This is a genomic window from Agrobacterium sp. ST15.13.015, from assembly GCF_027871645.1.
In the GTDB taxonomy this organism is placed as follows: Bacteria; Pseudomonadota; Alphaproteobacteria; order Rhizobiales; family Rhizobiaceae; genus Agrobacterium; species Agrobacterium leguminum.
This window is the reverse complement of the sequence record NZ_JAQAHF010000023.1, coordinates 42957-54264: the sequence shown is the minus strand read 5'-3', so window position 1 is coordinate 54264 and position 11308 is coordinate 42957. Positions and strand designations below refer to the sequence as shown.

Annotated in this window: 12 protein-coding genes; 9 read left to right on the top strand and 3 right to left on the bottom strand. The window is 62.6% G+C overall.

Translation table 11 applies throughout. From position 1 onward, the window contains the following. Positions 1-151 precede the first annotated feature (151 nt). A complete protein-coding gene (locus PIB16_RS24625) occupies positions 152-1252 on the bottom strand; it encodes a saccharopine dehydrogenase family protein (RefSeq protein WP_271046511.1) in 1101 nt (366 codons plus the stop codon). A 143-nt stretch (positions 1253-1395) separates the two neighbouring features. Between PIB16_RS24625 and PIB16_RS24620 the strand changes: the two genes are divergently transcribed. After that, positions 1396-1827, top strand: coding sequence for an Lrp/AsnC family transcriptional regulator (locus PIB16_RS24620; protein WP_052817598.1), 432 nt, complete (start codon positions 1396-1398; stop codon positions 1825-1827). A gap of 232 nt (positions 1828-2059) precedes the next feature. Here PIB16_RS24620 and PIB16_RS24615 read toward each other — a convergent pair whose 3' ends face one another. Then, on the bottom strand, positions 2060-2428 hold the full coding sequence (locus PIB16_RS24615; RefSeq protein ID WP_003509204.1) for a winged helix-turn-helix transcriptional regulator: 369 nt from the start codon (positions 2426-2428) through the stop codon (positions 2060-2062). 142 nt (positions 2429-2570) lie between these two features. Between PIB16_RS24615 and PIB16_RS24610 the strand changes: the two genes are divergently transcribed. After that, positions 2571-3410: an SDR family oxidoreductase gene (locus tag PIB16_RS24610; RefSeq protein WP_271046510.1), complete on the top strand. Its 840-nt coding sequence runs from the start codon at positions 2571-2573 to the stop codon at positions 3408-3410. Between the two features lie 23 nt (positions 3411-3433). Here the strand turns inward: PIB16_RS24610 and PIB16_RS24605 are convergent, their stop codons facing one another. Further along, the gene (locus tag PIB16_RS24605) at positions 3434-5074 is read right to left on the bottom strand and encodes an alpha/beta hydrolase (RefSeq protein ID WP_271046513.1); all 1641 of its coding nucleotides are present in this window, start codon (positions 5072-5074) and stop codon (positions 3434-3436) included. Between the two features lie 439 nt (positions 5075-5513). Between PIB16_RS24605 and PIB16_RS24600 the strand changes: the two genes are divergently transcribed. From PIB16_RS24600 to PIB16_RS24570, 7 genes are all read left to right on the top strand, one after another. Continuing rightward, the gene (locus PIB16_RS24600) at positions 5514-6041 is read left to right on the top strand and encodes a hypothetical protein (RefSeq protein ID WP_271046509.1); all 528 of its coding nucleotides are present in this window, start codon (positions 5514-5516) and stop codon (positions 6039-6041) included. Beyond that, on the top strand, positions 6038-7297 hold the full coding sequence (locus PIB16_RS24595) for a DNA-packaging protein (RefSeq protein ID WP_271046508.1): 1260 nt from the start codon (positions 6038-6040) through the stop codon (positions 7295-7297). The genes PIB16_RS24600 and PIB16_RS24595 overlap by 4 nt, the downstream gene beginning before the upstream one ends. A 448-nt stretch (positions 7298-7745) precedes the next feature. Beyond that, positions 7746-8384: a hypothetical protein gene (locus PIB16_RS24590; RefSeq protein WP_271046507.1), complete on the top strand. Its 639-nt coding sequence runs from the start codon at positions 7746-7748 to the stop codon at positions 8382-8384. A gap of 58 nt (positions 8385-8442) precedes the next feature. Beyond that, positions 8443-8751, top strand: a complete 309-nt coding sequence (locus tag PIB16_RS24585) for a Dabb family protein (protein WP_003522330.1) — start codon at positions 8443-8445, stop codon at positions 8749-8751. 269 nt (positions 8752-9020) lie between these two features. Beyond that, positions 9021-10187 carry a phage portal protein gene (locus PIB16_RS24580; protein ID WP_078054266.1) on the top strand — a complete coding sequence of 389 codons (1167 nt, stop codon included), beginning with the start codon at positions 9021-9023 and terminating at the stop codon, positions 10185-10187. 194 nt (positions 10188-10381) lie between these two features. Then, positions 10382-10702: a DUF6107 family protein gene (locus tag PIB16_RS24575; protein ID WP_003521211.1), complete on the top strand. Its 321-nt coding sequence runs from the start codon at positions 10382-10384 to the stop codon at positions 10700-10702. Between the two features lie 28 nt (positions 10703-10730). After that, positions 10731-11303 carry an HK97 family phage prohead protease gene (locus PIB16_RS24570; protein WP_271046506.1) on the top strand — a complete coding sequence of 191 codons (573 nt, stop codon included), beginning with the start codon at positions 10731-10733 and terminating at the stop codon, positions 11301-11303. Positions 11304-11308: the final 5 nt, after the last annotated feature.

The following is an 11308-nucleotide window of genomic DNA, read 5'->3' as shown; positions in this document are numbered from 1 at the left end:
TGCGAAAGCTTCTGACAATGCTCAACGCCATCATCAGAGACAACAAACCATGGCAAAACGCTTGACATCAAAGACAGTCGCTCATCCGACCCTTCGGGCCACCTTCTCCCCGGCGGGGAGAAGAAACCGGCGGCGATGCTGTGCCCTCAAGTCACCCAACCCGGGCCAGCGGCTCATGCGCGCCGTAGTAGTGGCCGAACCGGTTTTCGAGGAATTTCGATAGCGCCACTTCCTCCTGTCGCACGAAGCCCTTCTGCGGCAGGGCGCCTTCGGCGAGCAGATCGAGAACCGTGCAGATGCCGGCGGCGGTCGTGATCTGGATGGCGCTCATCATCCGGCCGGAAACCGGGCCGGCATAGACCTTGTTGGCGTAGGTTTCCTGCAGGAAACGGCCGTTCCGGGTGCCGCAGACGGTGACGAAGACGATGACCACATCCTGCATGGTGCCGGGCAGGGCGTTTTCGAACAGGTCTTTCAGCACATCGCGGCGATTGCGCAGATTGAGATCGTTCAGCAGCGCCTTCATGATCGCCACATGGCCGGGATAACGGATGGTGCGGTAATTCATCGTGCGCACCTTGCCTTCCAGCGTGGCGCAGAGCGTGCCAAGCCCGCCCGAGGTGTTGAAGGCCTCATAGGTGACGCCGTCGAGCGAAAATTCCTCACGTTCCTCCAGCGCCGGAACGGCGGTAAGGCGGCCTTCGACGATCGCTTCGCAGGGCTCGATATATTCGTTGATCAGCCCGTCCGTGCTCCAGGTGAGGTTGTAATTGAGCGCATTGGACGGATATTGCGGCAGAGCGCCGACGCGCATCCTCACGCTGTCCAGCTTGTCGAACTTGGCGGCAAGATCGGCAGCGACGATGGAGATGAAGCCGGGGGCGAGGCCGCATTGCGGAATGAGCGCCGTCCCGGCCGTTTCTGCCAAGGCCTTGACCTTGCGGGTGGATTCGACGTCTTCGGTGAGATCGAGATAATGCGTGCCGACGGTAACGGCCGCTTCGGCAATGCCCGCCGTCAGGTGGAAGGGGGCGGCGGAAAGCACGGCGAATTTGCCTTTCAGCAGTGCTTCCAGAGCGGGACGGTCGGTAATGTCGACGATTTCGGTATCGACACGTTCATGCGCCGGCACATTGGCCAGCTGATCGGCCGAACGGTCTGCGACGGCGATGCGATAATCGCCGGTGGCGGCCAGCATCCAGGCGATGGCCGAACCGATATTGCCCGCGCCGATGACGACAATGTTTTTCATGTTTTGTTCCCCGCAGTGAATGCAAATCTGTCAGCGCGGATGCGCTTCAAGAACAGAATGCCAGTTTTTATTGACGATTCGCAGCTTCACTATGTGCGGATAGCGGGTTAATATTAGGCAATAAGACGACAGGATTGGTCACTATGACGATTGCCGACAAGGACCGGGCGCTGCTTGCCCTGCTTTCCGAAAATGCCCGCATGCCGGTGGCGGAACTGGCGCGCAAGCTCGGCCTTTCGCGCACCACGGTGCAGGCCCGTATCGAGAGGCTGGAGGCGGACGGGGTGATTGCGGGTTATGGCCTCAGGCTTTCGGAAAGCTATCTTTCCGGGCTGGTGCGCGCCCATGTGCTGATTACCATCGCACCCAAGGCGCTGCCCGGCGTCACGGCGGCGCTTGCCGCCATCAAGGAGGTGACGACGCTGCATTCGGTGAGCGGCACCTTCGACCTCATCGCCATTCTCGCTGCGCCTTCGATCCTCGATCTCGATCGGTTGATCGACCGGATCGGCGCACTTGACGGCGTGGAGCGCACGCTGTCGTCGATCATTCTGTCGACACGAATTTCGCGGTAGGAGCGTTTGAGGGAGTGGAAGATACGCGAAACCCACTTCCGTCATGCCGGATTTGATCCGGCATCCAGCCGACGCGCGTTTGCGCGGCGAATAGAGTCTTTTCAGCCCAAGGACTTGGGCTGGCTGGATACCGGATCAAGTCCGGTATGACGGAAGCGATGGTCTGCAAAACGAAGCAGCAAAGGAGTTTGCCGCTCCCATGCTTCCGTCTCTACGCGGGCGCGAAGACCCTCTAAACCACCGCCCGCTCATCATAAGCCCTCTGCGCCGCCATCACCGCGTCGATATTCCCCTCCGCCCAATGGGCAAGCGCCGCCACCGTGTCGGTCAGCGTCCGCCCCAGCGGCGTCAGCGAATATTCGACCGTCACCGGCACGGTCGGGAACACCTGCCTCGAAATCAGCCCGTCACGCTCGAGCTTCTTCAGCGTCTGCGACAGGACTTTCTGCGAAATGCCCTTGATCTCCCGCCGCAGCAGATTGAAGCGCACCGCTTCCACCCGCAGCCGGTCGAGGATCAGCAGCGCCCATTTGTCGGCAATCCTGTCCAGCACCATGCGGGTGGGGCAGCGGTCTTCATAGACGTCATAGATACGTTCCATGGGTTTGTTCCGTCGTTTCAGGGCCATACCGGTTTCCGAAAGGAAACCAGATAACCGAAAAGTGCTCTCTTTTCATGATTTCGCAAACGCAGTACCTGTGTTTTCGAAACATGGTTTCCATTAGATACTACGGAGATTTGAGATGACAGGCAAGATACTCGTAATCGGTTCCACCGGCACCATCGGCACGCCGCTGGTGAAAACGCTCCTTTCCAAGGGCGAAAGCGTGAAGGCCGCCTCGCGCAGCGGCAAGGCCACGGACGGCGCGGAAGGCGTGCGTTTCGATTATACCGACGCATCGACTTACGCGGATGCCTTCGACGGCGTTGACCGTCTGTTCCTCATCCTTGCGGGCGGGCGTCTGGATGCCATCGACGCGCTGACGCCTGTGGTCGAGGAGGCGGCGCGCCGCAAGGTGAAGATCGTGTTCCTCAGCGTCCTCGGCGTCGATGCCGACGATTCCATTCCCTATCGCCAGATCGAGCTAAAGATCATCGCTTCGGGCACGCCTTACGTCATCCTGCGCCCCAACTGGTTTGCCGATAATTTCCACAGCTACTGGAAGGCCGGCATCGATCACGGCCAGATCGCCGTGCCGGCCGGCGAGGGCAAGTCGAGCTTCATCGACGTCCGCGATATTGCCGACAGCGCCGCCGCCGCCCTGACCTCTGACGCCTTTAACGGCAAGGCTTTCAACCTGACGGGTCCGAAGGCCCTCGGTTACGGCGAAGCGGCCGCGCTGATATCGCAGGCGATCGGCAAGCCGGTGTCCTACGCCGCCGTTTCGGATGAGGTTTTCATCGGCATCCTCACCGGTGCGGGCGTGCCGCAGGACTATGCCTCCTTCCTCGCTTCGATCTTTTATCCCGTGCGTGAAGGCTGGACAGCGGTGGTGACCGGCGATGTCGAGACACTGACCGGCCATGCACCGCGCTCACTCGAGACCTATATCGCCGACAATCTGGACCGGCTGGAGGGCTGAGGCTCAAAGCGAGCCCGCCGTGCTCACGCCGGATCGGTGGAGCCGCGGCGGGCCTTGAAGAACATCTTCAGCCGCTGGATCTCCTCGGGGTTCCAGCCCTGCGGCTCGGTCACCTCCGTCCATGCATCGATATAATGTTCCGGCGCATAGACATGGCCATAACCAATAGGCGCGGTGGTGGCTGCGGCGACATCGAGACCGAGCTGCAGCAGGGTGACGACCGGGAACCAGCGGAAGGATGTGGAAACGTCAGGCCCGTGATGCGCCATCCATTGCGGCCGCCGGTAAAGCGAGGCGGCCTCGAAGAAGGTGATCGGGTCGCTGGCATATTGCAGATAGACGATCCGCATCGGCCCCCATTTCGCATCGGGCATATGGGCGGTGGTATATTGGTTGGCAAAGCGGATGACGGAGGAATCGCGGAAGCGCGGTAGCCATTCCGGCGTGCCCTTCACCCGGCCATTGGTGGCCATGCGCCATGTCGGGCTGGAAAAGGGCGGTCCGCTCCACAGCGCGCCCTGGAACGGATCGGAGAGCACATCGTAAAGATCCGAGGATTTCTGCGAGTTGAGCGAACCGAGGCTGAGGCCATGCAGATAAAGCTTCGGCCGCGTTTCCTTCGGCAGCGTGGTCCAGTAACCGTAGACGGCCTCGAACAAAGCGCGCGCCGTCTCAACACCGTAATCCGGTTCCGTCAGCAGCGCGATCCAGCTCGAGAGATAGGAATATTGCACGGCGACGCTGGCGATATCGCCGTCATGCAGATATTCGACCGTATCGAGCGCTTCCGGGTCGATCCAGCCGGTGCCGGTGGGAATGACCACCAGAAGCACCTTGCGCTCGAAACCGCCGACCCGTTTCAGCTCCTCCAGCGCCAAGGCCGCTCTTTCTTCCGGCGTCGACGCCGAGTTGAGGCCCGCATAGACCCTGAGCGGCTCCTTTGCCGGGCGATGGGTGAAGGCGGATATCTCTGTGGCCGCCGGGCCTTCGGCGACGAATTCACGCCCGCGTCGGCCGAGCGATTCCCATGTCATCAGCGAGGCGCTGCTGCCGGTCTTGAGCGCGTCTGACGGGCGCGGGACGTCGGGTTCGATCAGCGCATCCACCTGCTTCAGCGAGGAATCGGCAAATCTGAGGCCGATATCGAAGATCAGCCCATTAAGCAGCATCCAGGAGAGGATGATCGCCACCGCGATACCGAGCACATTGGCAAGGCGGCGTGGCAGGAAATGGCGGCTGCGCGCAGCAAAGAACCGGCGGATAAGCTGGAACAGCCGGCCGGCGCCGATGAGGATGGCGGCGACCAGCACCGCAAGACCGCCGGTCTTGGTGGGGTGGGCGCTCGGCAGCGGATCGAGCTCCATCAAAACGCGGATGGAATTCTGCCAGTCCTTCGCCTGCCATAAAAACGCGATGGCCGTGATGGCGGCGGCGAGCGCAATGAGAAAACGAATGCCGCGCGCATTGTGGCGTGAAGGTTCAGGCAGCTCCAGATAGGCCCAGATGGCGTGCAAAGCGACACCGATCAGATAACCGATGGCGAAGGAAAAGCCGCACAGCACCCCCTGCATCAGCCATGTGCGCGGCAGGAGCGAGGGCGTGAGCGAAGCACAGAACAGGATAGTGCCGAAGACGATGCCGGTTGCCGAAAGACCTGCAAACAACCGCTCAACCCATTGTTTCACCAACTTGACTCGCCCCTTGTACTCACCGCGTGGTGCTGAGTGTAATATGTGACGGACGAGGGTGCAAATCCTGCGGGCAGGATAAAAATCATGAAAATAGGAAAATAATCCTTTACAGCGTGACGGTGGTTTGATAGTGTTTGGCTACGGTCGGAGATTTGCGGCTGGGTTAATTCAAAATATCAGAGCGCTGGATTTTACAAGTAACAAGGCTTTGCTCTCTTCCCTCATTCCTGTGCTTGTCACAGGAATCCAGCCAGCCCAAGTCCTTGGGCTGAAAAGACTCCTTCCGCCGCGCAGACGCGCGTCGACTGGATTCCTGTGACAAGCACAGGAATGAGGGTTGTGGAGAGGCGCCGCCCGCAAATGAACCACGTGCATCCCGTACCCATTTCCATTTCCATCTCAGGCCAATTCCATGACAATGTCTCACAATTGCGATCCGGCGCTCTACGGCGTCTGGCCGGAAACGCCCGCCTATGCGGCTGAGGACGCGCTTGAAGCCGCACCGGAGACGAAGTCGCGGGCCGACAGGCTGGCCGCCGAAGATGCGGCGCGCAACGGCAGCCTGCGGCAATTGCTGAACGAGCTGACGGAGGAGATGCGCGAGCAGTTCTGCCTGTACCGCAATCTCCGCCAGGCGAGCGAAGCGGCCTTTCTGGCGACGGCGGAGGACGCTTCGGGCAAGCTGGCGCGCGCCGATGTGAAGGCTGCGACGGACCAGCTCTCGCTGATCGTCCGCACGCTGGAGCGGATCGACGCCCTGCAACGGGTGCTGGCGGAAGAAAGGGAAGCTCTTTTCAGCGAAGACGAAACCGGGGCCGGGGACTACGAAGCGGCGGTGGCGCATTTCCTCAACCGCATCGACGAACTGGCTGAACAGAAATGCCGCGCGAAGATGGAGGTTGATCCCGCCCGCAGCCCATCCGCAGAAGCCGACACGTGACGGATACGCCAACCGGACCCCATCTGCCGGCGCAGGTCTTCAACCTCCTGCGTGACTGGCGTTTCATCGGCAACCTGCCGCAGCAACCGCCGGAGGGCGACTGGCGGACATGGCTTCTGATCGGCGGGCGCGGTTCCGGCAAAACGCGGGCCGGGGCGGAATGGGTGCATCGTGTCGCCTCCGCCGGCAAGCAGTCGGATTTGCGCATCGCGCTCGTGGCCGAAACGCTGGGTGACGCCCGCGAGGTGATGATCGACGGCATTTCCGGCATCTGCCGCATCGCCCGCCGCCATCGCCCCGCCTTCGAGGTATCGCGCCGGCGGCTCCTCTGGCCGAATGGCGCGATGGCGCAGGTGTTTTCCTCGGAAGACCCGGAAAGCCTGCGCGGCCCGCAATTCCATATGGCCTGGGCGGATGAACTGGGCAAATGGAAATATCCGCAGGAAACCTGGGACATGCTGCAATTCGGCCTGCGTCTGGGTGAAACGCCCCGGCAACTGGTGACCACCACGCCACGGCCCATTCCTTTGCTGAAGGAGCTTCTCGCCGATCCCGCGACACGGGTGGCGCGGATGCCGACGGCCATGAATGCGCGCAATCTCTCTCCCGGTTTTCTCAAAGCCATGCAGGACCGTTACGGCGGCACCCGGCTGGGGCGTCAGGAAATCGGCGGTGAATTGATCGACGAGCGTGAGGGCGCGCTGTGGAAACGCGCCGATCTGGAAGCGATCGTCGAAGCGGTGAATGAGCCGCTCACGCGCATCGTGGTGGCGGTAGACCCGCCCGCCGGCGTCGGTGAACATTCCTGCTGCGGCATCGTCGTGGCGGGGCTTGGCATGTCCGGGCGTCTTAACGTGCTGGCGGATTGTTCGGTGGAGGGCGAAACGCCGGCCGGCTGGGCCCGCACCGTGGTCGCCGCCTTTCGTCGCCACGAGGCGGACCGGGTGGTGGCGGAGGTCAATCAGGGCGGCGAGATGGTGCGCGCCATGCTGCAGAGCATCGACGCCAACCTGCCGCTGACACTGGTGCGGGCGAGCCGCGGCAAGTTCACCCGCGCTGAGCCGGTTGCCGCACTCTACGAACAGGGCAGGGTGCGCCACGCCGCGCGGTTTGAAAAGCTGGAAGACCAGATGACGGATTTCGGGCCTGACGGCCTATCCTCCGGGCGTTCGCCGGACAGGCTGGATGCGCTCGTCTGGGCGATCACGGCGCTGACGACGATGGTGGTGAGTGAACCGAAAGTGCGGGGGATGTGAGGTAGCCGATTATTGGCTCCCGCGAATGAGAGCCAATTACCCGTGGAGCGGATGCCCCCGGTTTCTTCTCCCCGCCGGGGAGAAGAAAAGTGAGGCGCCGTCAACGCCCGTTTCGGGCGTCTGACGGATATTATTTCTTCGGGGATTGCGCCGGTTTCGGCTGGGAGCCGGTTTCACGCATCTGGCGCCACTCGTTTTCGAGACGGTCATAAACGGTCTGGGGGATTGTCGCTGTCATGGTGGCATTCCTCCTTGAATGGTTAACGCTGCAGGATTGCGCGGTGAATGGAGTTAGCGCGCTAAGGTTCCGGAATTCAAGGAATTTTTTACCCCAAAACCCCGGGGCGCGGATTAAAATCGATTAAGGTTTTTTCAAATCGATTTAGTTCCGGCGGCCTGCATGTGGAAAAACCGGGCGTCGCATCGCCCATCATTTTCAGGAGCCATCATGGCCTATGACGAGGCGCGATTCTTCGCGTCGGCGCGGATTTCCATTTTTGGCGGTCGCCTGCGCGCGGCCCAGCTTGCCGGCACGAAAACGATGCTGGCAGGGTTCGAAAAGTCGATGCCGGGCGGCGACCCGCGCTGGCTCGCCTATATGCTGGCGACGGCCTTTCACGAGACGGCGGCGACCATGCAGCCGGTGCGCGAGACATTGGCGGCAAGCGATGCCGAGGCGATGGCAAGGCTCGACCGCGCCTTTGCGGCGGGCAGGCTGCCGATGGTGCGCAAGCCCTATTGGCGGCCGGACACGGAGGGTAAGAGCTGGCTGGGGCGCGGCTTCGTGCAGCTGACGCATCGGCGCAATTACGAGGCCATGTCGGCGCTGACCGGCGTCGATCTCCTGGAACGGCCCGAGCGCGCCATGGAGGCGGAGGTGGCCACCGCGATCCTGATCCACGGCATGGCGGGTGGCGGTTTTACCGGCCGCAGGCTCACCGATTTCTTCAGCGACAGGCGTGAGGATTGGGATGGCGCCCGCGCCATCATCAATGGCAGCGACCGGGCACGGCTGGTGGGCGGTTACGGGCGCGCATTTCATCACGCGCTTGTCGCGGCGCGGATTGAACCCGGGCGGGCCAGATGATAACCCGTTACCCGGTGCCGAAAAGGCTGCCTCCAAATTCTGCATGACAGGTGACACCGTGATCCGCCATATCGTCTTCTTCACCGTTCCCGAGGAAAACCGCGACGCCGTGCGCAGGGGGCTTTCCGGCCTCACCGCGATACCGCATTCGCTGAAGCTGGAAATCGGCGAGAACGTGAAGAAGGACCAATGGGGCAATTCGGTCGATTTCATCGTCTATGGCGAGTTCGAAAACGAGGCGGCGCTCGCCGCTTACAAGGCCGATCCGGCCTATGACCTCTCGACCCGCACGGTAAAGCCGCTGCGCGAGACCCGCGTTGCCGCCGATTTCGACAGCGATACGGCGGTGAAAGCGCCGATCCGGTAAACGTCCGGTTTCACCGAAGTCGGCATGAGATATTGCCGTTGTGCGGACAGGGTGCCTCACGCGCGACGTCATCCTTGGGCTTGTCCCGAGGATCTGATCACGTCCAATAAAATCGAGACGTTGCAGATGCTCGGGACAGGCCCGAGCATGACGAAAGAGAGCTTTCAGGACGTCGTCAGAAATTTCAGCGTCTAGCCTGTCGGTGAAAACCCCATGCGGGCGACGCCACAGGACTCGACGCCGCGCGCCATCAAAACAAGGACAACTCCATGCGATTTCCCTTTTCCCTGCCGTGGCTGCGCCCGGCGGATGGCAGAGCCGTGCCTGAAAGCCGGAAAATGGCCGATGGCTTCATGGCGGTTGCCGTGCAGGGCGGGCAGGCCTTCTGGTCGGGCCGGTCCTATGCCGCACTTGCCCGCGAGGGCTTCATGAAGAACCCGGTGGCGCACCGGGCCGCCCGCATGGTGGCGGAGACCTCGGCTTCCGTCAGCTGGCTGCTTTATGATGGCGAAGAGGAACTCGCCGATCATCCGCTCCTGGCGCTGCTTTTAAAACCGGGCGCCCATATGGGCGGGCCGGATTTCTTCGAGGCGCTTTATGGTCACCTCATGCTCGCCGGAAATGCCTATATCGAGCCGCTGATGGTGGGCGGGCGGCTGCGCGAGCTGCATCTCCTGCGGCCCGACCGGGTCAGCATCGTCGAGGGGCCGGATGGGTGGCCGGTGGCCTATGATTACCGCGCCGAGGGCCGCGCCTCCCGGCGCATCGCCGCCGAGCGCGACGGGCTGGGGCTGCTGCATCTGAAACTTTTCCATCCCTTGGATGACCGGGCGGGTTTTGCGCCGCTCGCCTCCGCAGGGGCCGCGCTCGATCTGCACAATGCCGCAAGCCAGTGGAACAAGCGCCTGCTCGACAATTCCGCCCGGCCATCCGGGGCGCTGGTCTACCAGCCGAAGGAGGGCGGCAATCTCTCCACCGAGCAATATGAGCGGCTGAAGCGTGAACTGGAGGAAGGCTATCAGGGGGCGATGAATGCCGGCCGGCCACTGCTTCTGGAAGGCGGGCTGGACTGGAAGGCCATGGGGCTTTCGCCGCGCGACATGGATTTTCTCGAGGCCCGCAACGGTGCGGCGCGCGATATTGCGCTTTCGCTCGGCGTGCCGCCGATGCTGATCGGCATTCCCGGCGACAATACCTATGCCAATTACCAGGAGGCGAACCGCGCCTTTTATCGCCTGACCGTCCTGCCGCTCGTTTATCGCACGGCGGCAAGGCTCTGCGGCTGGCTTTCTCCGGTCTTCGGCTCTGGGCTGAGGCTTGAACCCGATCTCGACCGGATTGCCGGGCTTGCCGGCGAGCGGGATGCGCTCTGGGCTCGCATCGGCGCGGCCTCGTTCCTGAGCGACGAGGAAAAGCGCGAAGCCGTCGGTTATTGATCGCCGCCCCGGCGGGATCGGAACCACGGTTTCCTGTTCAATCATTTTCTGAAGAAGCGGAATCTCCCTGTGAGGTCTTCCGTCCAAGCGATTCCGAAGATTCGCAAAATCACCGGCGCAGGCGCGCAAAAAGCGCCTGCGTGCGACGCGGCGCGTCCGCCCGATAACCACATCCTAGAACGGAATGATTACCCATGTCTGAATTCGCCAATGAGGCTGGCATCTGGGCCGCCCGCATCACCGGCGCCGTGGCGGGCGCGGGTGTGTCGCTCGTTTATCTCCTGCCGAAAAGCAGACGCGAGGCCGCGAGCCGTTTCATCACCGGCGTTTCCTGCGGCATGATCTTCGGCGGGCCTATTGGCCTTTGGATCGTGCAGCAGCTCGATATCGCCGGTGCGCTTTCGGGCCGGGAAATCATGGTGGCGGGTTCCGCCGCCGCCAGCATGGGCGCGTGGTGGGGGCTGGGCGTGCTGGTGCGCATCGCCGACCGTTACGGTGCGCGCCCGCGCGCCTGACATTTCCTTCATATCGCAGGAGTTTTCCATGCACGTTTATCGCGGGCCGCGTCCCGCCACGCGCAAATTCGCCAATCTGGAACTGCGCGGCATTAGCAGCGACGGCACCTTTTCCGGTTATGCCAGCGTCTTCGGCGAGGTCGATCTCGGTCAGGATGTCATCGAGCGCGGCGCTTTCCGCCGCTCCATCGAGGAGCGGGGCGCAGCCGGCATCCGCATGCTCTACCAGCACGATCCGGCCGAGCCCATCGGCGCCTGGCGCACCATCCGCGAGGACGAGCGCGGCCTTTATGTCGAGGGCGTTCTCGCCCCCGGCGTCGCCCGCTCCCGCGAGGTGCATTCGCTGATGAAGACCGGGGCGCTGGACGGGCTGTCCATCGGATTCCGAACGGTGCGTTCCGGCAAGGCGGCGAGCCACGGCGTCCGGCGCATCCTGGAAGCCGACCTCTGGGAAATCTCGGTCGTGACCTTCCCGATGCTGCCCTCGGCGCGCGTTTCCGACGTCAAGCATGCCCGCTTCTTCCGCGACCGCGAGACCGAGCTGGTGCGCACCATGCGCCGCGCCGCCCGCGCGCTGTTCGACACGACACCCAAACGCTGACTTCC